The 24,388-nt window shown below is 61.3% G+C and carries 23 protein-coding genes and 1 pseudogene; 18 read left to right on the top strand and 6 right to left on the bottom strand.

Annotated features, from left to right (window positions below; genetic code table 11):
* The first annotated feature begins 199 nt into the window (after positions 1-199).
* The 3 genes from G9X68_RS02905 to G9X68_RS02895 all read left to right on the top strand — a co-directional run bounded on the left by G9X68_RS02905 (position 200) and on the right by G9X68_RS02895 (position 5,005).
* Entirely contained in the window at positions 200-1,993 is a 1,794-nt protein-coding gene (locus G9X68_RS02905) for a methyl-accepting chemotaxis protein (protein ID WP_171602137.1), read from the top strand.
* 119 nt (positions 1,994-2,112) lie between these two features.
* A complete protein-coding gene (locus G9X68_RS02900; protein WP_171601191.1) occupies positions 2,113-3,981 on the top strand; it encodes a diguanylate cyclase in 1,869 nt (622 codons plus the stop codon).
* 43 nt (positions 3,982-4,024) lie between these two features.
* The gene (locus G9X68_RS02895; protein WP_171601190.1) at positions 4,025-5,005 is read left to right on the top strand and encodes a GGDEF domain-containing protein; all 981 of its coding nucleotides are present in this window, start codon (positions 4,025-4,027) and stop codon (positions 5,003-5,005) included.
* Between the two features lie 106 nt (positions 5,006-5,111).
* Here the strand turns inward: G9X68_RS02895 and G9X68_RS02890 are convergent.
* Positions 5,112-6,086: pseudogene (locus G9X68_RS02890) on the bottom strand (glycerophosphodiester phosphodiesterase family protein).
* 104 nt (positions 6,087-6,190) lie between these two features.
* Between G9X68_RS02890 and G9X68_RS02885 the strand changes: the two are divergent.
* The 10 genes from G9X68_RS02885 (at position 6,191) to G9X68_RS02840 (ending at position 14,555) form a co-directional block, all read left to right on the top strand.
* Positions 6,191-6,997 carry an alpha/beta fold hydrolase gene (locus tag G9X68_RS02885; protein WP_171602136.1) on the top strand — a complete coding sequence of 269 codons (807 nt, stop codon included), beginning with the start codon at positions 6,191-6,193 and terminating at the stop codon, positions 6,995-6,997.
* 88 nt (positions 6,998-7,085) lie between these two features.
* Entirely contained in the window at positions 7,086-8,096 is a 1,011-nt protein-coding gene (locus G9X68_RS02880; RefSeq protein ID WP_171601189.1) for a ligase-associated DNA damage response exonuclease, read from the top strand.
* A 51-nt stretch (positions 8,097-8,147) separates the two neighbouring features.
* The gene (locus tag G9X68_RS02875; RefSeq protein ID WP_171601188.1) at positions 8,148-9,773 is read left to right on the top strand and encodes a cisplatin damage response ATP-dependent DNA ligase; all 1,626 of its coding nucleotides are present in this window, start codon (positions 8,148-8,150) and stop codon (positions 9,771-9,773) included.
* Between the two features lie 176 nt (positions 9,774-9,949).
* On the top strand, positions 9,950-10,870 hold the full coding sequence (locus G9X68_RS02870) for an alpha/beta hydrolase family protein (protein ID WP_171601187.1): 921 nt from the start codon (positions 9,950-9,952) through the stop codon (positions 10,868-10,870).
* 105 nt (positions 10,871-10,975) lie between these two features.
* A complete protein-coding gene (locus G9X68_RS02865) occupies positions 10,976-11,782 on the top strand; it encodes a L,D-transpeptidase (RefSeq protein ID WP_171601186.1) in 807 nt (268 codons plus the stop codon).
* Positions 11,783-11,957: 175 nt separating this feature from the next.
* Positions 11,958-12,692, top strand: coding sequence for a L,D-transpeptidase (locus tag G9X68_RS02860; RefSeq protein WP_129418393.1), 735 nt, complete (start codon positions 11,958-11,960; stop codon positions 12,690-12,692).
* A 350-nt stretch (positions 12,693-13,042) separates the two neighbouring features.
* Positions 13,043-13,252 (top strand): cold-shock protein, encoded by a 210-nt coding sequence (locus tag G9X68_RS02855; RefSeq protein ID WP_003546468.1) that lies wholly within the window; start codon positions 13,043-13,045, stop codon positions 13,250-13,252.
* Between the two features lie 249 nt (positions 13,253-13,501).
* On the top strand, positions 13,502-13,786 hold the full coding sequence (locus tag G9X68_RS02850; protein WP_171601185.1) for a cold-shock protein: 285 nt from the start codon (positions 13,502-13,504) through the stop codon (positions 13,784-13,786).
* Positions 13,787-13,863: 77 nt separating this feature from the next.
* On the top strand, positions 13,864-14,103 hold the full coding sequence (rpsU, locus tag G9X68_RS02845; protein WP_003546477.1) for a 30S ribosomal protein S21: 240 nt from the start codon (positions 13,864-13,866) through the stop codon (positions 14,101-14,103).
* 227 nt (positions 14,104-14,330) lie between these two features.
* Positions 14,331-14,555, top strand: a complete 225-nt coding sequence (locus G9X68_RS02840) for a hypothetical protein (protein WP_003546479.1) — start codon at positions 14,331-14,333, stop codon at positions 14,553-14,555.
* A 36-nt stretch (positions 14,556-14,591) separates the two neighbouring features.
* Here G9X68_RS02840 and G9X68_RS02835 read toward each other — a convergent pair whose 3' ends face one another.
* A complete protein-coding gene (locus tag G9X68_RS02835) occupies positions 14,592-15,080 on the bottom strand; it encodes a MarR family winged helix-turn-helix transcriptional regulator (RefSeq protein WP_171601184.1) in 489 nt (162 codons plus the stop codon).
* A gap of 123 nt (positions 15,081-15,203) precedes the next feature.
* Between G9X68_RS02835 and G9X68_RS02830 the strand changes: the two genes are divergently transcribed.
* Positions 15,204-15,626: an organic hydroperoxide resistance protein gene (locus G9X68_RS02830; protein WP_003546481.1), complete on the top strand. Its 423-nt coding sequence runs from the start codon at positions 15,204-15,206 to the stop codon at positions 15,624-15,626.
* 93 nt (positions 15,627-15,719) lie between these two features.
* Here G9X68_RS02830 and G9X68_RS02825 read toward each other — a convergent pair whose 3' ends face one another.
* A complete protein-coding gene (locus G9X68_RS02825) occupies positions 15,720-16,166 on the bottom strand; it encodes a MarR family winged helix-turn-helix transcriptional regulator (protein ID WP_168312473.1) in 447 nt (148 codons plus the stop codon).
* Between the two features lie 88 nt (positions 16,167-16,254).
* On the opposite strand from G9X68_RS02825, the gene G9X68_RS02820 reads away from it, so the two are divergent.
* The 3 genes from G9X68_RS02820 (at position 16,255) to G9X68_RS02810 (ending at position 18,391) form a co-directional block, all read left to right on the top strand.
* Complete coding sequence (locus G9X68_RS02820) at positions 16,255-16,983, top strand: DUF899 domain-containing protein (protein ID WP_171601183.1); 729 nt, start codon at positions 16,255-16,257, stop codon at positions 16,981-16,983.
* 84 nt (positions 16,984-17,067) lie between these two features.
* Positions 17,068-17,535: a DUF1579 domain-containing protein gene (locus tag G9X68_RS02815; RefSeq protein ID WP_171601182.1), complete on the top strand. Its 468-nt coding sequence runs from the start codon at positions 17,068-17,070 to the stop codon at positions 17,533-17,535.
* A 76-nt stretch (positions 17,536-17,611) separates the two neighbouring features.
* Positions 17,612-18,391 (top strand): VOC family protein, encoded by a 780-nt coding sequence (locus G9X68_RS02810; RefSeq protein ID WP_171601181.1) that lies wholly within the window; start codon positions 17,612-17,614, stop codon positions 18,389-18,391.
* Positions 18,392-18,623: 232 nt separating this feature from the next.
* Here the strand turns inward: G9X68_RS02810 and G9X68_RS02805 are convergent, their stop codons facing one another.
* Positions 18,624-20,144 (bottom strand): ABC-F family ATP-binding cassette domain-containing protein, encoded by a 1,521-nt coding sequence (locus tag G9X68_RS02805; protein ID WP_171601180.1) that lies wholly within the window; start codon positions 20,142-20,144, stop codon positions 18,624-18,626.
* A gap of 445 nt (positions 20,145-20,589) precedes the next feature.
* Here G9X68_RS02805 and G9X68_RS02800 point away from each other — a divergent pair, with 445 nt between their 5' ends.
* A complete protein-coding gene (locus tag G9X68_RS02800) occupies positions 20,590-20,733 on the top strand; it encodes a nucleotidyltransferase family protein (RefSeq protein WP_171600821.1) in 144 nt (47 codons plus the stop codon).
* Positions 20,734-20,775: 42 nt separating this feature from the next.
* Here G9X68_RS02800 and G9X68_RS02795 read toward each other — a convergent pair whose 3' ends face one another.
* Complete coding sequence (locus G9X68_RS02795; protein WP_171601179.1) at positions 20,776-22,371, bottom strand: ABC-F family ATP-binding cassette domain-containing protein; 1,596 nt, start codon at positions 22,369-22,371, stop codon at positions 20,776-20,778.
* A 283-nt stretch (positions 22,372-22,654) separates the two neighbouring features.
* Positions 22,655-24,220, bottom strand: a complete 1,566-nt coding sequence (locus G9X68_RS02790; protein ID WP_171601178.1) for a helicase HerA-like C-terminal domain-containing protein — start codon at positions 24,218-24,220, stop codon at positions 22,655-22,657.
* Positions 24,221-24,388 lie beyond the last annotated feature (168 nt).

The raw sequence follows: 24,388 nt of genomic DNA, 5'->3' as shown, positions 1-24,388 counted from the left end.
AGGGTAATGTTTATATCTGATTGATTTTATTTGCGTATTCCTCTTCGATGTACTCAAGGCGAAGAGCCAGAATTTGGGAAATGACCCGGTTAATGGATACTTAATAAATTTAACGGATTTTATCTCCAGATTGCTCGTCCGGTGCAAGCGGTATTGGGATGGCAGCAGTCGCTCTCTTGATCCTGAGTGGGGGAACAGCATGAACGGAATAGCATTCGGCTTCGGATCCGATGCCAAGGCGATACTGGGCGCGATGAACAGATCACAGGCCATCATCGAATTCGACCTCACGGGAAAAATCCTGACAGCCAATGCTAACTTCTGCAGCGCACTCGGTTACGAATTGCGCGAGATTGTTGGTCAGCACCACCGAATGTTCGTTGAGCCGGCCGAAGCTTCGTCTGCCGATTATCGCGATTTCTGGGCGAAGCTGAACCGAGGCGAATTCGACCGGCGCCAGTACAAGCGTATTGGCAAGGGAGGCAAGGAGATCTGGATCGAGGCCTCCTACAACCCCGTCTTCCGCGGCGGGAAACCCTACAAGGTGGTAAAGTTCGCAACCGATATCACTGCGCAAAAGCTCAAGACGGCCGAAGACGCCGGCAAGCTGAGCGCGCTTTCACGCGCCCAAGCGGTCATCGAGTTTACGCTGAAGGGCGAGATCCTGTCGGCAAATGAGAATTTCCTGTCCGTGCTCGGTTATCAGCTTCCGGAAATCCTGGGGCGCCACCATTCAATGTTTTGCGACAGCGCTTACGCGAACAGCGACGATTACCGACGGTTCTGGCAACGCCTGGCAGAGGGCGAGTTCGTGGCCGATGAATTCCTGCGCATCGGCAAGGGTGGGAAAAAGGTCCATATTCAAGCCTGCTACAACCCGATCTTCGACATGAACGGCAAGGTCTCCAAGGTCGTCAAATTCGCGACAGACGTCACTGCCCGCGTGAACAATGTCAACGAGCTTGCCGGGTCCTTGCAGGCCATGTCCGGTGGGGATCTGACCCAACAGGTCACAACGCCGTTCACGCCCACACTGGAAAAACTGCGGACTGATTTCAACGCTGCGGTCGGCAAGCTGCGCGGCGCGATGCAGACCGTGGCGGAAAATGCCACGGGTATCGCTGCCGGCGCCCAGCAAATTCGCTCCGCATCGGACGACTTGTCGAAGCGAACGGAACAGCAGGCGGCCTCCGTCGAGGAAACCGCGGCCGCCCTTGAAGAGATCACCACGACTGTCGCCGACTCCAGCAACCGCGCCCAGGAAGCGGGCCAACTGGTGCAAAGGACACGCGAAAATGCCGAGCGCTCAGGCGCGGTGGTGCGAAATGCGGTCGATGCGATGGGCAAGATCGAAACATCATCCGCCGAAATCGCCAACATCATCGGTGTGATCGACGAGATCGCGTTTCAGACCAATCTCCTGGCGCTCAACGCCGGGGTCGAGGCGGCACGCGCTGGCGAAGCGGGCAAAGGTTTCGCGGTCGTCGCTCAGGAAGTCCGCGAGCTGGCTCAGAGATCGGCGAAAGCGGCAAAGGAAATCAAGGAACTGATCACCGCTTCCAACCAGCATGTGAAAAGCGGGGTCGCTCTCGTCGCAGAGACCGGCAAGGCGTTGGAGGAGATGGTCGTCCAGGTTCAGCAGGTCAATGGCAATGTTCTCGCGATCGTCGAAAGCTCGAAGGAGCAGGCGACGGGATTGAAGGAAATCAACACGGCCGTAAACATCATGGATCAGGGCACACAGCAGAATGCGGCCATGGTCGAGGAATCGACGGCGGCGGCCCATAGCCTCGCTAAGGAAGCTGACGCACTTTTCCAGTTGCTCGGTCAGTTCAATATCGGCGGCAGCATTGCGTCACGTCAAATCCGACCGACCGCGGTAACTGCTGCCTCCAAGCCTGTGACTTCGCCGGCGCGGGCGAGGGCGGCCAAGGTGGCTGTCGCCTTTCATGGCAATGCCGCGATAGCCGGTGGTGAGTGGGAGGAATTCTGATCCTGCAGGGACGCTTGCCGGTCTCGACGCGTTGGGTCCGAGATCGGCAGCTTTCCAGCCAATCGGATTTCATCAACGAATTTGCACTAAGTTATTGCGCATATTAGAGGGAAGATACCGTGCCCTGGCAAATCTTGATCGGAAATGTGGCTGCGGTTGCGCTCGTCATTTCGGTGTGGATGCACCTGCATTACAAGCTCTACCGTCTTTCCAAGGTCCAGGCAGAGCTTGGTTTCGGCTTGATGATGGGTCTTGGAGCCATCTTGTCGATGCTGCTGTCGGTCGAGGTCGACAGCGGCTATTTTCTCGATCTCCGTTCGACCTTGCTGGCGGTCTCGGCAGTCTACGGCGGTCCGCTGGCGGTTCTGATGACGGCAGCCCTCACGTCCGTGCAGAGGATCTCCATGGGTGGCGCCGGTGTCGAGCCGGCATTGATCTCGATCGTGCTGGTCTCCGTGTTCGGACTGGCGGTTCACGTCCGGTTCGGCAGAGGCTCGGCGGATGTCAAAAAAGCTCTGGCCTGTGCCGTCACGGTGGCCGCGGTCACGCTGGCGATGAGCATTTTCCATCGAGGTGGCTGGTCGCATATCACGACCGTTAGCCTCGCCGTCATAGGCGTGAAATTCGCCGCGACTTTGGCCGCGGCATCCGTCATTACCTATTTCCATGCCTTTACCCTCGAGCGGGATATCTTGAAGGCCGCTTTGACCCAGGCGCCTGATTTCCACTACGTCAAGGACCGGAATAGCCGGTTCGTCGTCACCAACCTCAACGTCGCGCGAAACCATGACCGCACCAAGTCTTCGGAGATGGTCGGCCTGACCGATTTCGATCTCTATCCCAGCGAAATGGCGCAAGCATTCTTCGATCGCGAACAGGAGATCATGGCGACCGGGGAGCCCATCGTCGACTTCGAGGAACCGCTCGTCCAGGAGAATGGCCGGGAACGCTGGTCCATGACGTCGAAGATCCCGTTGCGGAACCGCCACGGCGATCTGATCGGGCTTTCCGGCGTGACCCGCGATATCACCGAGAAAAAGCGTCTCGTTCAGGAAGCGCTCGACAGCAAGAATGTGCTTTCCCAGGCGATGATGGAAATGTCCGATGGGCTTGCCATGTTCAATTCCGCGGGCCGGCTGGTGTTCTGCAACGATCAATATCGTGCCGCCTTTCCCCGCTCCGCCGATGCCAGGCAGCCCGGAGCCGATATAACCGATATCCTGCAGGCCGTGATGCGCAACGGTGAGCGGATCGACGTCAGCCCGGAGGCCGGCGAGGACTGGATAGAGACGGAAGCAGCGCAGCTTTTCCTGACCCATGATAGTGAAATACCGATGTTCGATGGACGCTGGCTCAGGCAGCGCACGCGTTTGGCGGCCGATGGGTCCGCCTTGGTGGTGGTTTCCGACATCACGTCGATGAAGCACTCCGAGGAAAGGCTGACGCAGCTCGCATTGAAGATGAAAGGGCTGGCGGACACCGACGCATTGACCGGTATTGCCAATCGAAGAGCGTTCAACGAGGCGATCTCTGAAGAGTTTGCGCGCGCCCGCCGGGCCGAATCCGCTCTCAGCCTGTTGCTGATCGATGTCGATCACTTCAAGGCCTACAACGATACCTACGGTCATCTCGAAGGAGACAATTGCCTGAGGATGATTGGCGAGGTTCTCAGGTCGATTGCCAAGCGACCCTGCGACCTCGCTGCGCGATTTGGCGGGGAGGAGTTCGCCATTCTGCTGCCCGGCACAGACAGGGATGGCGCGTTGCGGCTTGCCAAGATACTGCGCTCGGCTTTGCATCGGCAGGCAATCCCGCACAGCGAAAGCAGCAAGGCGATCGTGACGGTGAGTATCGGTGCGGCGAACATCTTAGATCGATTTGCAACGCCGGCAGACCTGGTCGCGGCTGCCGACCAGGCGCTTTACGCGGCAAAGAAGCACGGCCGCGACTGTGTTGAGGCCGCACTAGGTCAAGCAAGAGCTGCGTGAGCGCAAGAATTGCTCATGCACGCAGTCAAAGATGGAGAATACTATGTTTCTGGACGAGGATCGTGAAGCGCTTGTCAAGGCTGAACTTACGAAGCAGACGCTTGTGGACACCCAGGCCCGAATGGGGATGATGTTGGATCTCATGCCCATGGGGCTGCTTATCCACACCAGGCAGGGGATTATCTTCGGAAATCAAGAAGCCTCGCGCCTCCTCCAAGTACCACAAGATCAGGTCGTCGGTAGGCATTTTCTCGACTTCCTTCAAACTCAAGTCGATGAAGCTGCACAGCAGATGGAGGAAGCGTTCGAGGGCCAAATCTCCGAAATCTCGACGGAAGCCGACATACGCACGGCAGAGGGAGCGGTGCGTACAATCAAGTTGATCGCAGGAGCATTGCCTTGGGACGGGAACCCTGTGGTCCAGCTTCTCCTGCAAGACATCACAGATCTCAAGACCATACAGAATGCACTGCATCGCTTGACAATTACGGACGAGCTCACGGGCGCCTTCAACCGCCGACACGCCTTTTCGGTTGCGAACAGGTTTTTCAACAGCACGCATCCCAGCCCTCATGCCTTGGCCGTCGCTGTTCTCGACATTGACCACTTCAAACGCGTGAATGATACCTACGGGCACGCAGCCGGCGACATCGCGCTGAAGACATTGTCGCAAACGGTACGGGAACTGATTTCGACGCCGCAGCTCGATGGAGCAACGTTTGCCCGGGTCGGTGGTGAGGAGTTCCTCCTCTTGCTTCCGGATATGGAGAGTGATGCGGTGATCGCTGCCTGCGAACACGTTCGATGCGCCGTCGAGCAGCAGCCGATCGTGACCGCATGCGGCGTCTTCCACGCGACAGTGTCGATCGGAGTTGCGCTACGCCGCCCGACAGACGGTTCCTTCGACTCGATGTTTTCGAATGCCGATCGTGCCCTTTACCGAGCCAAGGAAAGCGGGCGAAATCGTGTGTGCATCGACGAAGAAAGTCCAGGGTCGCCGCAAAGATTGACCGCGACCGAGTAAACGGGCTCTACGCCGGCTGCACTGCGAGGAGGCTCGAGGCTACCCTTTCCCGAAGCCGGTCGTTTAGAGATCGCCGGTTGGCTGCAGGCACTTAGTCTCTGAGCTCTCATTTCGCAAGCTTGCCGATCGCCTCGATCTCGTTCGTCCATATGCCTGCCGCATAGTCTTGCGGCAGCCGCGCCAGTAGCGCGGGGTCGTCGATGCCCGTGGAAAAATCGCTGCCGCGATAGGGGCCGAGCACGAAGACCTGGGTCCCGGCATCCCGCATCCGGTTGAGAAAACGGTCCGGCCAGCCCCAGAGCCACGGCGCGATATTGATCGGTACCAGCATCATCGCCTGTTTGCATTCGTCCGGCAGCAAGCCGGTCCAGCCATAGCCGATATAGCCGAACAGGCAGCCCTTCAGGCTCTTGCGCGAGGCGGTCCTGATATCGGGCGAAAGCCGGCGGAGCACGTCGATCGGCTCGTCGCCGCCATAGACGATGATCTCGGCCCGTCGCTCAGTGGAGAGAGCCCGTTGAGCACGGCGGCGAGCTTTTCACCCTCGGAAGGATCGCGGCTCTTGATGTTGATGAGGAAGCGCCGATCCGGGAAAGGTGGACAGCACCTCGGCAAGCGTCGGCATCATGCCGATGCCCCGGCCGCGAAAGGGAAAGGTCTTGCCGCCATCAGCGGTATAGCCATGGCCGATGTCGAGCTTCCTCATGTCAGCCATCGAATGCTCGCGCGTGACACCATGCCCGTCGGTGCGGCAGTCGAGCGTCCAGTCGTGAAAGACGGCGAATTGCCCATCGGTCGTCGGATGCACGTCGATCTCGACGATATCGGCGCCGGCCGCAAAACCTGCCTGCATCGACGGAAGTGTGTTTTCCAAATAGTCGTGTTTCGGCGGCAGCATGCGGCGCGCCGTACAGGTGTCGTTCTTGAGATCGGTTTCGTCGAACCGCTGGGCGATGCCGCGATGGGCGAGCAGCACTGGTTTTCCGGATCGATGCTGCGCTAGCATACTGGTATTGTTGAGGTAAATTCCAGCCGCGGCAATGGCTATCACCGCCGCACAATAGAAAAGCTTCCTGCCCAATGCTGATCCCCCTGGTTGCATCGCAAGAGCTAGAAAGCGATTCCGGTTGTTCTTGGGCTGTTTTCCGGCTTTTCTATGCTGCGGCAACAATGAGTCTGATCGCTATGGAATTTGACGACGACGAGCTCACCCATTTCGAAGCGCATGGCGCCGCTCCGTTGCCGCCGGCGGCAGTCGACGGTCATGTCGCCCATGACGGCGCCCGTATCTGGTATGCGAGCTATGGCTCTGGCCCACCCGTCATTCTGCTGCATGGCGGCCTCGGCCACAGCGGCAACTGGGGCTACCAGGTCCCGGCGCTCGTGCGCCGCGGCCGCCGCGTCGTGCTGATCGACAGCCGCGGCCATGGACGAAGCACCCGCGATTCCCGTCCTTATAGCTATGAGCTGATGGCTTCAGATGTGCTCGCCGTCATGGACGAACTGCATCTCGACAAGGCGGCCATCATCGGCTGGAGCGACGGCGCCTGCATCGCTCTGATACTCGCCATGGCGGCGCCGTCGCGGGTCGAGGGCGTCTTTTTCTTCGGCTGCAACATGGATCCGAGCGGCACACGGGAATTCGTCGCGACTCCGGTCATCGACCGATGCTTCGGCCGGCACGCCAAGGATTACGCCGCATTGTCCACCACGCCGGATGATTTTAATCCATTCGTCGAGGCGGTCAGCCTGATGATGCGGACAGAGCCGAATTATCAGGCCGCCGACTTGGGCCTGATCCGCGTGCCGGTCGCGATCGTCCTCGCCGAGCACGACGAATTCATCAAGCCAGACCATGCCGAATATCTTGCCCGCAGCATTCCGAACGCTGAGATGATCTATCTCAACGGTGTCAGCCATTTCGCGCCGCTGCAGCGGCCGTCGCAATTTAATGCCGCCGTGGAATCTTTCCTCGATGGAATAGGGCCGTGACGATCGCCGGGGTTGAGCCGCAGCGCATTCGCCAGTCCCTTCTTCCCGCCCTCTGGCCTCGCGCCCATTTCCCGCTATCTCTCGTTTCATGAGACCTGATGCGCTGCTTTATCCCGCCCCGGAGGGGCTCTATTGCCCGGAAGGCGGCTTTTATGTCGATCCGGTGCGGCCCGTCGAGCAGGCGCTTGTCACCCACGGCCATTCGGACCATGCCCGCCCCGGCCATGTAAACGTGCTTGCCACCCGCCAAACGCTCGACATCATGCGCCTGCGTTACGGCGACGGTTTCTGCGCCAGCGAGCAGGCGGCAGCCTTCGGCGAGGAGCTGTTGGTCAACGGCGTCAACGTAAGTTTTCACCCGGCTGGCCATGTGCTCGGCTCCGCCCAGATTGCCATTGAGAAGAACGGCACCCGCATCGTCGTCTCCGGCGACTACAAACGTCGCCCCGACCCGACCTGCGCCGCCTATGTGCCGGTTGCCTGCGATGTCTTCATCACGGAGGCCACCTTCGGCCTGCCGGTCTTCCATCATCCCGATCCGATGGACGAGATCGGCAAATTGCTGGCGTCGCTGCGTCAATTTCCCGAGCGCACCCATCTCGTCGGCGCCTATGCGCTCGGCAAGGCCCAGCGCGTCATCCGGCTGCTACGCGATGCCGGTTATGCCGAACCGATCTATATCCACGGCGCCATGGAAAAACTCTGCGACTATTATATCGAGCAGGGCATCGATCTCGGCGAACTGCTGCCGGCGACGATCGAAAGCCGCGACAAATCCGCCTTCACAGGCGCCGTCGTCATTGGCCCGTCCTCGGCCTTCGCCGATCGCTGGGCCCGCCGCTTCAACGAACCGCTGCCGGCCTTCGCCTCCGGCTGGATGATGGTGCGCCAGCGCGCCAAGCAGCTCGGCGTCGAACTGCCGCTGGTCATCTCGGATCATTGCGACTGGCCGGAATTGACGGAAACCATCCGGGAACTGCACCCCGCCGAAGTCTGGGTGACCCATGGCCGCGAGGAGGCCCTGGTGCGCTGGTGCCAGCTGCAGGGCATCAAGGCGAAACCGCTGCATCTGGTGGGTTACGAGGATGAGGGGGATTGAGAAGATGAGCAATATCCCGCGTCAAAACCCCTCCGAAGTCGGGAGGCACCCATGAAAGCCTTCGCCGACCTCCTCGACCGGCTGGTGCTGACCCCCAGCCGCAACGGCAAGCTGAAGCTGCTGACCGACTATTTTCGCGATACGCCGGATCCAGACCGCGGCTACGGCCTTGCCGCCATCGCCGGCACGCTGGAGGTTCGCAACGTCAAGCCCGCCATGCTGCGCGAGCTTGTGCTGGAGCGCATGGACGAGGTGCTGTTTCGCTATTCCTACGATTATGTCGGTGATCTCGCCGAAACCATCTCGCTCGTCTGGGACAATGAGAGGGATATCGACCGCTCGGCCCTTGCCCAGCCGCGTCTCGGCGAGGTCGTCACCGGCATGAATGCGCTCGGCCGCACCGAAGTGCGCAGCTACGTCCGCGACCTGCTCGACCGGCTGGATTCGTCCGGCCGTTTCGCCTTCATCAAGCTTGCCACCGGCGCCATGCGCATCGGCGTTTCCGCCCGCCTTGCCAAGCAGGCGCTTGCCGATCTCGGCGACAAGGACGTCACCGAGATCGAAACCCTCTGGCATGGCCTGCAGCCGCCCTATGAGGCGCTATTCGAATGGCTGGCGGGTGGCGGCGAAAAACCGGTGCTGGCCACACCGGCGATCTTCCATTCCGTCATGCTCGCCAATGCGGTGGAGGAGGGCGATCTGACCACTCTCGATCCGGTGAATTATGCCGCCGAATGGAAGTGGGACGGCATCCGCGTCCAGCTTTCGCGCTCCGGCGACAGGCGCAAGATCTATTCCCGCTCCGGCGACGACATATCCGGCGCCTTTCCCGATATTCTCGACGCCATCAATTTTTCCGGCGTCGTCGACGGCGAGCTGCTGGTCGGCGGCACTGCCCGCTCGAACAGCCCGACCCGAACCTTCTCCGACCTGCAGCAGCGCCTGAACCGCAAGACGGTGACGGCAAAAATGCTTGGCGATTACCCCGCCTTCATCCGCACCTATGACCTGCTCTTCGATGGCGACGACGACGTCCGCGGCCGCACCTATGTCGATCGCCGCGACCGGCTGACCGAGATCATCGACCGCGCCCCGCACGATCGTTTCGACCTCTCGCCGCTCGTGCCGTTCTCGTCATGGGAAGAGCTTGATACTCTGCGCGCCGCCCCGCCCGATCCGGTCATCGAAGGCGTGATGATCAAGCGTCGCGACAGCATCTACCAGGCCGGCCGCATGAAGGGCCCCTGGTTCAAATGGAAGCGCAATCCCTATAATGTCGATGCGGTGCTGATGTATGCCCAGCGCGGCCATGGCAAGCGCTCCAGCTATTATTCCGATTTCACCTTCGGCGTCTGGGCCGATGACGAGGACGGCGAACAGTTGGTGCCCGTCGGCAAGGCCTATTTCGGCTTCACCGATGCCGAGCTCGACCTGCTCGACAAATTCGTGCGCAACAATACCACCGAGCGTTTCGGCCCGGTGCGCGCCGTGCGCGCCGACAAGGATTTCGGCTTCGTCGTCGAAGTGGCCTTCGAAGGCATCAACCGCTCGACCCGGCACAAATCGGGGGTCGCCATGCGTTTCCCCCGTATCGCCCGCCTTCGCCCCGACAAACCCTCCTACGAGGCCGACCGGCTGCGCACGCTGATCGCCATGATCGAGGCCAAGCCGGCGTGAAGTTGCACCTGCGCAACAATGACGCAGGGCAATATTTTCAACACGATGTGTATTGGCGGCAACGATCTTCCGGTGCAGATTTTCAAGAGCATGGTGCCGAAAAGTGTAAGCGGTTTTCGCACGACATCATGCTCTGTTTTATTTGGAATGGCCGGGGAAATGATGGGTGCTGCGTTATGAGCTCGCGTGAACGAAATTCCCTTTTCCTCCAGCGCCGTGCCGTGCTGGCGGGTCTTGCCGGTGCACTTGTCCTGCCGCGCATGGCGGCCGCTTTCGATGTGCCGGACGAGCCGCGCCTTGCCAAGCGCGACTATGCCAAGGTCCGCCACCATTTCCGCACCAAGCTTTTGCAGAAGGGCCCGGCGCCCGACAAATACGAACCGCTGAATGCGCCTGCCGATGCCGACAAGATCTTCTACCGCTCGGGTTACGGGGAGCTGGAGCTGGCGGCCTGGGTCTCGAAATACAAACGCGAGCGTGCCGCCAGGCCGGCCGTGCTCTTCCTGCACGGCGGCAATGCCATGGGCATCGGCCATTGGCAGCTGATGAAGCCCTATATGGATGCTGGTTACGTCGTGATGATGCCGTCGCTGCGCGGCGAAAACGGCCAGATGGGCAATTTCTCCGGCTTCTACGATGAGGTCGACGACGTGCTCGCCGCCACCGAGCGCCTGGCGCATCTGCCGGGTGTCGACCCCGAACGGCTCTTCATCGCCGGCCACAGCATCGGCGGCACGCTGACCATGCTGACGGCGATGACCACCCACAAATTCCGCGCCGCAGCACCAATATCCGGCAACCCCGATGCCTTCCGCTTCTTCAGCCGCTATCCCCAGGATATTCGCTTCGACGACAGCAATGCGCATGAATTCGAGGTGCGTTCGGCCCTGTGTTACGCCCACAGCTTCAAATGCCCGGTCCGCGTCGTCCACGGCACCGAGGAGCCGCATTTCAACGACCGCGCCGATCTGCTCGCCCGCCGCGCCCGCAGTGCCGGCGTTCATATCGAGACCGAAACCGTCGCCGGCAACCACACCTCGGCGCTGCCGGCCGAGATCGAACAGAGCATCCGCTTCTTCCACGGGGTGGCGGCCTGACTTTCGCCGCCGCCTTTCTCACCGCAACGCCAGCCTCGCGCCAGCCGCAGATGCCATCGTTCCGACAGATATCGCTGTCTGCCGATCGTTGATAAGGGTGGTTCCATGAATTTTCTGCGCCGGGTCTTCCCGATTGCCGGGCTCGTGATTGCGGTTGCGTCGCTGAGCGGCTGCAACATCCTCATTCCCGATGTCGCCGCCGATTCGCCCGCCCGCTTCGTCCAGGAAACCTCGCCGGTCTTCTATCAGCCGCCCGGCGTCGATCCGCGCCGGGTGCGGCCGATCCCCGATCAGCCGGTGCCGCAGACGCGCGAGCTCTACAAGACCCAGTTCCACCAGACCTATGGCCTGCCCGTCACCAATCCCGTGCATATGGCGATGTATGGCCAGCTGCGGGACGAGGATTTCACCCTGCCGGCGATCCCGGTCAGCCGCGTACAGCCGCAGTTCCTGCGTCAGGAAGTCGATTATCAGACGGTCGAGCGTCCCGGCACCGTGGTCATCGATACCAAGGCGCGTTTCCTCTATTTCGTCGAGGGCAACGGCAAGGCGATGCGCTACGGCGTCGGCCTCGGCCGCGACGGTTACGCCTGGTCGGGCCGCGGCACCATCCAGTGGAAGCAGAAATGGCCGCGCTGGACGCCGTCGGTCGAAATGGTCTCGCGCCAGCCTGAGGTTCGCCCCTTCGGGGCGGAGAATGGCGGCATGAATCCGGGGCTGATGAACCCGCTCGGCGCCCGTGCCATGTATATCTTCAAGGACGGGCAGGATACGCTCTACCGCATCCATGGTACGCCCGACTGGCAGTCGATCGGCAAGGCCACCTCGTCGGGCTGCGTGCGCATGCTGAACCAGGACGTCGTCGATCTCTACGACCGCGTTCCCGCCAAGGCCGAGATCGTTGTGATGTAGCGCTGCAACAGCGCTGCTGATATCGTCCGCTTCAGGCCGGACACGTCTGCGTGAAGCTATGGTTTATTTGGCGCAAGCCGATAGATCTCTCTTGTTGTTATCGGCATCGGACGAATCGCTGGTTTATGCGGCGTCTCGTCCGGCTTCCCGCATCAAAGGAAATCAGTCCCGCGTCATGAGCTTCGATAGACATCTTTCCCGCCGCAGCTTTCTTTCCTTTTCGGCGTTGACCGCAGCCTCCGCGCTCGCCGGCTGCGCCTCCTCGGCCAACACCGTGACATCAGGCGATACGACGATCATTTACCGTTCGCCCATGCGCCTGTTCCAGTCTCCGGGTGCGTCGAGCGTGCCGAGTGGGGCCGAACTTGCCGTCATGTATGGCCCGATCGAAGACGGCGGCTTTCTCATTCCAGCCGTTCCTTACGAGCAGATCGATCCGCGCTATTATCGCCAGCGCGTCGTCGATCCCACCGGCCAGCCCCCCGGCACCATCGTCGTCGATACGCCGTCGCGCTTCCTCTATCTCGTCCAGGGCGACGGCATGGCGATGCGTTACGGCGTTGGCATCGGCCGCGAGGGTTTCGCCTGGCAGGGCTCGGGCGTCATCCAGTGGCGTCAGAGATGGCCGCGCTGGAAGCCGCCGAACGAGATGGTCGCCCGCCAGCCCGAACTCGTCAAATATTCGATCGAGAACGGCGGCATGGAGCCGGGTCTCAAGAACCCGCTCGGCGCCCGCGCGCTCTATATCTTCTCGAACGGAGAGGACACGCTCTACCGCCTGCACGGCAATCCCGACTGGCGCTCGATCGGCAAGGCCGTCTCGTCAGGCTGCGTGCGGCTGATGAACCAGGATATCATCGATCTCTACGATCGCGTGCCGACCAAGGCGCCCATCGTCGTCTGGCAATGATCGTCACCGAGGCGGCCGCAATTCGGCCCGCCTCGGATCGATCGCTTTTCCCGGGCAAGTGGGCGCTTTGCCCGGGCAAGCTGGCGCTTTGCCCCCGGGCAAGCCGATGCTTTGCCCCCGCGGAAAAGGGTGCTTTCCCCTGGGGCAACAGCTTCATTTTGTGCCCGCGAGAGAATTATTTTCCGAAATACCATTGCTTAATTCGGCAAATATCCTACATGGTGCGTATCGAATTGCTTGCGACCTTTGTCCACGCGCTTGAGCGCTCCGTCAGATATCCTCTCAACATCGATACGGCTTGTCGGATATCTTTCCGCAGGCGAACACAAACGGTTGAAAAGGAGATCGTTATGAATTCAGGCGTCGTCAAGTGGTTCAATGGCACTAAGGGTTTTGGCTTCATTCAGCCCGATGATGGTTCTACGGACGTTTTTGTCCATATCTCAGCGGTTGAACGCGCCGGAATGCGCGAACTCGTTGAAGGTCAGAAGATCCGCTACGATCTCGTCCGCGACAAGAAGTCCGGCAAGAATTCGGCCGACAACCTTCAGGCCGCATGATTTGTCATTCGCCTAGGCTGGCCATGTGCTGGCAGCAAGCTGACCAAGGATGTACTGGCAGCGAGCTGACCAGAGATGGCGGTGAGCTGCCCATACCGGCAGCGGGCTGAGTGACTGGAAGAGGTCGGGTCCGAGCCCGGCCTTTTTGCTTTGATCGCACGCTTTTCCGGAATGCCCGGTCGTTCCTGAATGACCCCCGGTCGTTCTGATTGACCGATTGAGCAGCCGAAGAGTCGAAGGGACGCTGAAATGGGCAGACCAAACTATAAAGTCGGCGACATGATTGTGCTGAAATCCGGCCTTACCCGCACGGCGAAAGCCGACAAGCGGTGCCGGATCTCCAGCATCCTGCCCAACGACCATGGGCATGTACAATATCGTGTCCAGTTCGACGCAGAGAATTTCGAGCGCCGCATCACTGAGGCCGACATCGATACCGGTGAATCTCCGTCGAGGGCTTCCCCTGAGACGGCGGCCAAGTCCGACGGCGCCGAGCCCTGGCTGAAGTTTTCGAGCATCAAAATCGGGAAGTAGTTCCGGGTTTTTATTTTGGCCCGGGGTTTTAATTTTGAACAGTGCGGCCTCGCCGCCGCAACAGGAAGGATATCGTTTTGCAGGTACTCGTCAGAGATAACAATGTCGATCAGGCGCTCCGCGTGCTCAAGAAAAAGATGCAGCGGGAAGGTCTGTTCCGGGAAATGAAGGCGCGCAGCGCCTTTGAAAAGCCATCCGAGAAGCGCGCCCGCGAAAAGGCCGAGGCCATTCGCCGCCAGCGCAAGCTCGCCCGCAAGAAGCTGCAGCGCGAAGGTCTGTTGCCGGCACCGAAGAAGGTTCTCCGCCCCACCCGCTAATCCAGGCCGTGGGGCATCACGGCCCATTGTGGCATCACGGCCCAACCGTGAAATCACGCTTCAGCCGTGAATCATGGTTTCTGCCGTGGAGCCATGGCTTGCAGCGCCGCGCGTCTTTTCCAGGCGCGCAAGGAGGCTGTAACACTTGAATTTCAGCATAATTCCTTGAGCCGATTCCGATTTAAGGAACTATGCAGTAACGCCGCCATCACCTGGGAAAGGGGCACATGACCGCCACCAAGGGAGAATTCTTCAATCCCGCCAAGCTCTCGTCTCGCGACAAGGCGGAAGCGACCGATCACACGGCGCGCGCCATTATCGCCGCCGAGGCGTCGGCCCGTGACAAGAAGACGGAGAAGCTGAAGGCGTTGCGTTTGCAGCAGGAGGCCGAGGCCGAACCTAAAGCGGCGCCTGCAAAGAAGCGCCGGTCGCCGGCTAAGCCACGGCCCTGATCCCGGCGCGCATACCGGCTCTGCCGGGTAATGCGTTCAGCCGCCGCCCGTACCGGCCCGCCCGAGATTGCCCCGCAGCCGATGCAGCATGTCGCGCATCTCGGCCATTTCCTGAAGCGTGCAGCCTGCGGCTTGCCCGATCGCCGTCATGATCGTATCGATCTCCCCCTTCATTGCCTGACCTTGCGGGGTCAGCGACACGATCACCTGCCGTTCGTCGCGCAGGTCGCGGATGCGTTTGATCAGTCCGCTCTGTTCCAGCCGTTTCAACAGCGGCGACAGCGTGCCGGAATCGAGATCCAGTTGCTCGCCGATCGTCTTCACCGGCAACTCGCCGCGTTCCCATAGCACCAGCATCACCAGATATTGCGGATAGGTCAGGCCGACCCTGTCGAGGATCGGCTTATAGGCGCGGGTGAAAGCATGCGCCGTCGCGTAGACCGCGAAGCACAACTGCTTTTCCAGCCGCTTCTCCTCTTGCGGTATCTCGATCGTCTTCGTCGTGGGCGCTTTCATATCCATCATCCTTGAGGCTTGATTGTCCTCTTTTCGAATTCGAAATGCAATTTGCAAAATTCACTTGTGTACAATTTAATTGTGCGATAATAAAATCCAACCCGATCGAAGGGCCAACCAAAGGAGATCGTCATGCCTATTCTCTATACGACCAAAGCTTCTGCCACCGGCGGCCGCGCGGGCCGCGCCGTTTCCGAAAACGGCGTTCTGGACGTGACGCTGACCGTTCCCAAGGAACTCGGCGGCGACGGCGCGACCGGCACAAATCCCGAACAGCTCTTCGCTGCCGGCTACTCCGCCTGCTTCCTCGGTGCATTGAAATTTGTCGCGGGCCAGCAGAAGGTCAAGATTCCCGAGGATACGACGGTCTCCGCCAAGGTCGGCATCGGCCCGCGCGAAGATGGCGGCGGCTTCGGCATCGAAGTGGCGCTGACGGTCAACATCCCGGGTCTGGACCGCGAAACGGCTGAAAAGCTTGCAGCCGCAGCCCACATCGTCTGCCCCTACAGCCACGCGATGCGCACCTCGACCGAGGTCCCGGTCACAGTCGCCTGATCGGGCTTAAAAACTTGGTAGCCGTATCGGCTGCCGCCATCTGCCGGCCGGATAGCGTGTTTATCCGGCCGGTCTCGGCGTTTCTATCGTCATTCATGACAGCGCCTGCAGATCCTGCCGCAGCCTTGCGACGCTGCCATCCGGCAGCTTTCCGTCGATCATCGCATGCGTGCTTTCCCAGATCGGCAGCGCTTTTGCCAGCACCGCCTTGCCCTCAGGGGTGAGGCTCAGCAGCCGGCCGCGCCTGTCCCTCGGGTTCTCCATCACCGTCACCCAGCCCTTGCGCTGCAATGGCTTCAGCGCCGCCGTCAGCGTCGTCTGGTCCATGGCGAGCAGGGCGGCGACCGGCCCCATCGGCGGCGGCTCCGGCCGGTTCAGCGACATCATCAGCGAAAACTGCCCGTTGGTCAGCCCGGCCGGCCTCAGCGCATCGTCGAACAGCCGGGCAAGCGCGCGTGCTGCCCGCTGCACATGCAGGCAGAGGCAGGTGTCGCGCACCATCAGCGTCGTGGAAAAGGGAATCTCGATCGAATTTGACATGCTCCATTTCTATTGATATCAATGTATTTAGTCAAGGAGAAGGAGATGAGCCGGCTTCACCGGCAAGCGCCGGAGGAGGGCGCATTTCATGCAGAACGAGGTTGTTTCCCGCGAAGAGTGGCTCGAAGCCCGCCGTGCCCTGCTGGTAAAGGAGAAGGAGGAGACGCGGCTGCGCGACAGCGTCAACGCCGCCCGTCTGGCGCTGCCCTGGGTGAAGGTCGACAAGGATTATATCTTCGAAACGCCGGAGGGCAGGAAATCGCTCGCCGATCTCTTCGACGGCCGCAGCCAGTTGCTGATCTACCATTTCATGCTTGGCCCGGATTGGGATGCCGGCTGCACCGGCTGCTCCTTCCTGTCCGATCATATCGATGGCGCCCTGCCGCATCTGAACAATCACGACGTCACCTGGGTCGCCGTTTCGCGCGCGCCGCTCGACAAGATCGCCGCCTACAAGCAGCGCATGGGCTGGCAATTTCCCTGGGTCTCTTCCTTCGGCAGCGATTTCAATTTCGATTATCACGTTTCTTTCAGTCCCGAGGATCTTGCCAAAGACAAGGTCTTTTACAATTTCACACCGATGCAGCCGGCTGATGCCAATGACGAACTGCCGGGCCTCAGCGCTTTCTACCGCAACGACAAGGGCGAGCTCTTCCATACCTATTCGAGTTATGCCCGCGGGCCGGAAGAACTGATCGGCACTCTGATGATCCTCGACCGCGCGCCGAAGGGCCGCAACGAGGACAGCACGATGAATTTCGTGCGCCGCCACGACGAATATGAGGAGGCCGCCAAGGCGCCATCCTGCTGTCACTGAGCCGGAGCATGATGCCGGAAGTGTAAGCGGTTTTGCGTCCGGAATGCGGAAAACAGACACCACCATCACTCAAGGGAGAAGAGGATGATGAAGACCGCTGAAGTGCTGAAGGAACATTCCTTCCTGGAAAGACTGGTCGGCGACTGGACCGTCACCGCACCCGACATGAGTGGCGGCGAGCCCTGGACGGAGACCGTCCGTTCGCTGCACGGCATCTGGTTCGTCGCAGAAGGGACCGGCCGTATGCCGGACGGCAAGGAGGCGACCAGCATCCTGACGCTCGGTTACAACGACGCAAAAGGCAAATATGTCGGCAGCTGGATCGGCAGCATGATGGACTATATGTGGGTCTATGAGGGCGAGGTCGACGCATCAGGCAATGTGTTGGACCTCTATACCACAGGCCCCGACATCAATGGCGAGGGTCTTGCCGACTACCGCGAGCAGGTCATATTCGTCGACGCCGATCACCGCACCTTCGTCTCCAGCGTCAAGCAGCCGGACGGCTCCTGGAAGCAGTTCATGGAAGCCCATTACGCCCGCAAGATCTGACAATCGCGGCGTTCACCCTCGAGAAAGGGGCCTCGCAAAGAGGCCCCGAAGGGGGCGTCGAAAAAGGGAGAGTATGATGTCTGAGACGCATGGAAAGTTCATCTGGTGCGAGTTGATGACCCCCGACACATCAGCTGCCGCGAAATTCTACAGCTCTGTCGTCGGCTGGACCACCTCGGAAATGAAGGTGGAGGGCTTGCCCACCTATACGATCTTCGAGGCGAACGGCATCGGCGTCGCCGGGCTGATGGAATTTCCGGCCGAACTCGAAGGCAAGGGCATTCCGCCGAACTGGACGGGTTATGTCGATGTCGACGACGTCGACCAGTCGGCCAAGGATTTCGCCGCCAATGGCGGTTCGGTCCGCCGTCCGCCGGAAGACATCCCGACCATCGGCCGCTTCGCCGTCGTCGCCGATCCGCACGGCGCGGTGCTCTGCATCATGACGCCGGCGCCGATGGATAAGCCCATGCCGGAACTGGCCTTCGACGCCCCCGGCAATATCGGCTGGCGCGAACTCTATGCCGGCAATGGCAAAGAGGCGCTGGCCTTCTATTCCAAGCTGTTCGGCTGGACGAAGGACAGCGAGTTCGACATGGGCCCGATGGGCGTCTATTATCTTTTCGCTCATAACGGCAGGCAGACCGGCGGCATGATGACCAAGCCGGAAAACATGCCGATGACCTTCTGGTGCTATTATTTCATCGTGCCGACCCTCGACGCCGCGATCGACCGCGTCACCTCAGGCGGCGGCACGGTCGTCAACGGACCGATGGAAGTCCCCGGCGGCAGCTGGATCATCCAGGCCACCGACCCGCAAGGCGCTTTCTTCTGCCTGGTGGCGCCGAAGCGCTAGGTTTTAGCGCGTCGTTGGCGGCGTGCCGTGAGGCCCCCTCATCCGGCTGCCGCCACCTTCTCCCCGAGGGGAGAAGAGACTCATGGCGACGTCTCGACTCCCCCTTCTCCCCTCGGGGGTCCGAAGGACGGGTCGAGACCAGTGGCTCGGCCCCGGCCAGTGCCCGTAGGGCGGATGAGGGGGCTGCACGGCACACCGTTAACAACAATTATGCTCCGGATCCCACCATCCATCATCCCCCAACCGAAGCAAAGAACCCTTCCGGGCTCTCCACCTCCACCAGCCGCTTCCTCTCGATCAGCCAGAACCGGTTTCCCACCGCCCGCACGAAACTGCGGTCATGCGAGACCAGCAGGCAGCTCGCTTCGTGCGCCATCAGCTCGCTCTCCAGCGCCTCCTGTCCGTCGATGTCGAGGTGGTTGGTCGGTTCGTCGAGCAGGTAAAAGTTCGGCTCCGTCAGCCGCAGCACCAGCATGCCGAGCCTGGCCTTCTGGCCGCCGGACAGTTGGCCGATCGGTTTTGCCTGCATGTCGATCGTCATGCCGGCGCCTGCGAGCAAGCCCCGCGCCCGCTGGTCGCCGACATCGAAGCGGCGGATGATCGTGCCGATCGGCGTGTCGGTGTCGGCAAGATCGGCAAGCGCCTGGTCGCCATAGCCGAGCACCAGCGAAGGCGTCGCCTTGATGCTGTCGCGCGCCGTCTCCGGCTTTTCGATTGCCTGCTTCAGCATCGACACCAGCCGCGACTTGCCGGCGCCGTTGAGGCCGAGCAGCACGATGCGGTCGCCCTGGCAGATGAACTGCCGGCCGGTCTTGAACAGCAGGGTCCCATCCGGTGTCGTCACCGCCGGATCCTCCAGCGTCAGCAGCACCTTGGCATGCGTGCCGCGATTGGCGAGCCGGATGGCGCCGGCCGAGCGCTCGAGATGCGCCGGTTTTGCGGCGTCCTCCAGCTTCTCCGCCCGCTGCTTGAGCTGCTTCGTCTTGACGACGAGCAGGTCGCTGCCGGAATTGATGCCGATATTGTTGAGCTTCGCCGCCTGCTTGCGCAGCTGCTCCGCGACCTTCATGTCGCGCTCGTAGCGCCGGGCCTCTGACGCATCGGCCTCGTCGAGGGCGGCGCGCGCTCGTGTATAGGGCAGGGCGAAGACCGATGATTGCTCCGGCCGCAGGAACAGCGTCCGGTTGGTCGTCGCATCGAGGAAGGCGCGATCGTGGCTGGAGAGGATCACCGGCACGTCGCGCGGCAGCGCGTTCAGCCAGCCTTCCAGCTGCGCGATCTTTTCAAGGTCGAGATGGTTGGTCGGCTCGTCGAGCAGAAGCACGTCGGGTTCGCTCACCCAGGTGCGGGCAAGCATGGCAAGCCGCTGCCATCCGCCGCTCAACTGCTTCATTGGCCGGCCGCGCATGGCCTCCGGCACGTCGAGCGATTCCAGCACCACGTCGACCCGCCAGCTTTCGCTTTCGGCCTGATCGGCCGGCAGGGCCTGCAACACCGCATCGTAGAACGGCGTGTCGAAAAGGGCAGGTGGCACATTCTGCGCGACATGGCCGACGGTCAGCCCGCGCGCCTTGGTGATCTCACCGTCGCTCGGCTCCAGCGCGCCGGTGATGCAGGCAAGCAGCGTCGATTTCCCCCGCCCGTTGGCGGCGACGAGGCCGATGCGGTCGCCGGCATTGACGACGAGATTAAGGTTGGAAAACAAGGGATTGCCCAGCGTCACGCCGAGATTGCGGATATTGATGAGTGTCATGATCGTTCTCTGGTCTTGACCGGGTATCGAGTGCGATCCAAGGGCATTCAGCCATCACGGGATTGCGCGTATCGGATCCGGGAATTGAGAAAAATGCGCGCTATAATTTACGGCGCTGCATTGGCCACGAAGGGCAGACCAGGAAGAGATGTCGAGAAACGGTCTCTGGTCAGCCCTGCAAACGCATTTGCAGGGCGTTGACGGGACCACGCTGGCGAAACTGAAAATAATATTGCATTGCGTGATCCTCCTTTCTCAAAAAAGTTGCGTGATCCAAATAACATTGCCCGCAAAAAGAGGCAAGAGAGCAGCAAGCACGCCGATAGCCGGCCGACGCGAGCTCGCAGGCGATCATACGATAACCGGCCTCCATACCGACCATCGCCACATCATCCAAATGGTCGGATATAGGATCAATTGATTTAATATCCGTCAGGAGGAAGATGTGGCAAGATCAGAGCCGCAGAGTGCCATGCGGTCTCCGCTCGACACTGTGTTCGGTACGGTCGCAAGGGGTGAGGATCACCTCCGCAGCGATCTGGACATCGGCCTTGTCGCAGCCTGGGCCGAAGTCGTTCTTGCGAAATAGCCGCGGTGGCGCTGGCAGCAGCGATATCGCCCAAGTCCCGATTTATCCACTCCGCCCACCAGCAGCCAGCCCCAGCCGCCGCGTTATCCCGATACTCTCGAGAAACGTCTCGTCGTGGCTGACGACCAGCATCGCCCCATCATAAGCGCGTAGCCCGGCCTCGACCGCTGATATCGAGTCAATGTCGAGATGCTTGGTCGGTTCGTCAAGGATCAACAGCGGCGGCGGTGCCGAGCCGAGGACGCAGACAAGGCCAGCCCGCAGCAATTGCCCGCCGCTCAGCGTCGATACGGTCTGCAGCGCGGCATCGGCCCTGAACATGAAGCGGGCAAGGGCGGCCCGGCAGGTATTTTCATCGGCCTGCGGATTGATCCGGCGGAAATTGTCGCGGATCGAGGCCGACGGATCGAGAAGACTGACTTTCTGATCGAGCATCGCAAAAGCGGTCATGACGCCGACCGTGCCGGCCCAGGGTTTCAACTCGCCGGTGATGAGCGCCAGCAAGGTCGTCTTGCCCGAGCCGTTGCGGCCGGTGATGGCGATCCGTTCCGGTCCCGTCACATCGAAGGAGAGATCGCGGATGATGGGATCGCCCGGCTGGTAGCCCGATGTTACGCCATCCATCTTCAGCACGATCTTGCCGGCGGGCAGTCCGGTCGGGGGCAGGGTGACCGACAAGGGCTGCAGGATTTCGATCTTCTCGCGCGCCGCCTTTGCCTCTTCCAGCGCCTGCGCGCGCCGGCGGCCGGCAAGCCGGGCATTATCGCCCCCCGTCGTTTCGCTCCGCTCCTTCATGCCGCCGAGCAAAATGCGCGGTATGCCGCCCTTGGCAGCCATCTTCCGCCCGGTGCTGTCTCTCTGCGCCTGCCGCTCCACCGCCGCCTGCGCTTTCCTTGCCACCTCGGCCATGCGTTTTTCGGCTTCAGTGAGATCATGTTGTGCCGCTGCGAACTCGAGCGCCTTGCGCTCGCGGAAATGGCTCCAGTTGCCCCCGTAGCGGGTGGCGCCGAGCGACGTCAGTTCGACGATCGCATCGACGCTTTCGAGCAGTTCCCGGTCATGGCTGACAATGATGGCGCCGGTCCGCCAGCCTGACATCAGCGCGATCACCGCCTCGCGGCCTTCGCGATCGAGATTGTTGGTCGGTTCGTCGAGCAACAGGAAATCCGGCTCGGTCAAAACAAGCGCGGCAAGCCCGGCACGGGTGCGCTGCCCGCCGGAGAGTACCGCAAGCGGCGTCTCCGGCGGCGCGTCGAGCCCGGTCCGAGTGAGCGCTGCGGCAATGCGCGCCTCCAGCATCCAGTCCGCCGATGCAAGCTCGTCGGCCGTTGCCCCGCCAACTTCGGCGCGGCGAAGAACAGCCAGCGCATCGGTGACGCCGAAGAGATCGGCGACCGTTTCGTCAGACGCCACCTGAACGCTCTGACGCAACACGCCGAGACTGCCGCTGACGGATACCGTCCCCGAATGCGGCTGAATATCACCGCAGACGAGCTTCAGCAGCGTCGTCTTGCCGACGCCGTTGCGCCCGACAAGACCGGTCCGCTCAGCCCCGAAACTCAGCTCGAGATTGGAAAAAAGCGGCCGCCCGTCAGGCGTGGACCACGAAAGTTGAGAGAGAGTGATGGATGCAGGCATGGATATGGATTTCCCCGTTGGCAAGGCGAACTGGCGTTGCGATCGGGTTGAAATCCATTGCGGCACACATCCTGTTGAAATGGTCGATGGCGGGGAATTTAGGGAGTAAAGGCTGAAGGTTCAAGCAAAAGAGCCGACTTTCCGCCCCGTTTTTCTCGGCGGGCTTCATCCTGAGATTGCCCCTCACCCTAACCTTGCCGGGGTCGAGCCACTGGTCTCGACCCGTCCTGCGGACCCCGTAAAAACGGGGAGAGGGGACGTGCCCTGCGAGAGGTTGGTGGCCCTACCGCTTCAAACTCCCCAATATCCCGCGCACCAGCGCCCGGCCGACTTGTGTCGCCACCGTGCGCGCCACGCTCTTCATCGCCGCTTCGACCACCGTTTCGCGCTGGTAGCCGGACGTCCTGCCGCGCGACTGGCCGCGGCCTTGCTGGCTGTCGTCATTGCTGCCGCCGAAGCCGGGCAGGGTCCAGCCGGAGGTGGTGCCCGGTTGTTGCTCTGCCGCTTCTTCCTGCGCCCGCTTGGCGGCCTCGGCATCGGCCGCCTTCTTTGCCCGCGCCGCCAGCAGCTCGAAGGCGGATTCGCGGTCGACATCCTCGTCATAGACGCCGAGAACCGGGCTCCTGTCCATGATCTGCCGACGCTCGTCATCCGTCACCGGGCCGACGCGGCCGGATGGCGGGCGGATCAGCGTGCGCTCGACGATCGAAGGCGCGCCCTTGGCCTCGAGCGTCGAGACCAGTGCCTCGCCAGTGCCGAGATTGGTGATGACGGTGGCGCAATCGAAGGCTGGATTCGCACGGAAGGTATCGGCGGCGGTCCTTACCGCCTTCTGTTCGCGTGGCGAATAGGCGCGAAGCGCATGCTGCGCCCGGTTGCCGAGCTGGGCGAGCACCGTTTCCGGCACGTCGAGCGGGTTTTGCGTCACGAAATAGACGCCGACGCCCTTGGAACGGATCAGCCGCACCACCTGCTCGACACGTTCGGTCAGCACCTTCGGCGCATCGTTGAAGAGCAGATGCGCCTCGTCGAAGAAGAAGACGAGCTTCGGCTTTTCGGGATCGCCCACCTCGGGCAGTTCCTCGAAGAGTTCCGAGAGCAGCCAGAGCAGGAAAGTGGCGTAAAGCCGCGGGTTCATCATCAGCTTGTCGGCGGCCAGCACCGAGATCTGGCCGTAGCCATTATTGCTGGTGCGCATGATGTCGGTGATCTTCAGCGCCGGTTCGCCGAAGAAATGCTCCGCACCCTGCTGTTCGAGGACGAGCAGCGCCCGCTGGATCGAGCCGACCGAGGCCTTGGAGATCAGCCCGTATTGGTTGGAAAGTTGGCTGGCGTTCTCGCCCATATAGTTGAGCAGCGAGCTGAAATCCTTGAGGTCGAGCAACGGCAGCCCGCCCTGGTCGGCGATCTTGAAGGCGATGTTGATGACGCCTTCCTGCGGTTCGGAGGCATCCATCAGGCGGGCGAGCAGCAGCGGTCCCATCTCGGCGATGGTAGTGCGCACCCGGTGGCCCTTCTCGCCGAACAGATCCCAGAAGATCACCGGAAACTGGTCGAATTCGTAGTCGGCAAAGCCGATCTGCTCGGCACGCTTCGTCAGGAAATCCTTGGGCTCGCCCTTGGCGGCGATGCCGGAAAGGTCGCCCTTGATATCAGCCGCAAACACCGGAACGCCGGCCCGCGAGAAGCCTTCGGCCAGCACCTGCAGCGTCACCGTCTTGCCGGTGCCGGTGGCGCCGGTGACGAGGCCGTGGCGATTGCCGAATTTCAGGTCGAGATATTCCGGCTTGTTGATGCTGTCATCGGGATTGCGGCTCGCGCCGATGAAAATCTTGCCTTCCTCGATCATTCGGAATGCTCCCTTGGGGCTCTGCCGCCATTTGTATGAGAAGGCGTGCTTCTGCCGCCTTCATCGAACCATCGTTTCCCTGTTATAAGCAGGCATGCGCATGCGGACAACTGTTTGCATTGAAAGCAAAACCGGACAAAGTGCGGCCCGGGGAGGGGTCGGCTTGAG

Source organism: Rhizobium changzhiense (genome assembly GCF_013087625.1).
Classification (GTDB): Bacteria; Pseudomonadota; Alphaproteobacteria; order Rhizobiales; family Rhizobiaceae; genus Rhizobium; species Rhizobium sophorae.
The sequence above is the reverse complement of the archived record's forward strand: the minus strand, read 5'-3'. Positions and strand labels throughout refer to the sequence as shown.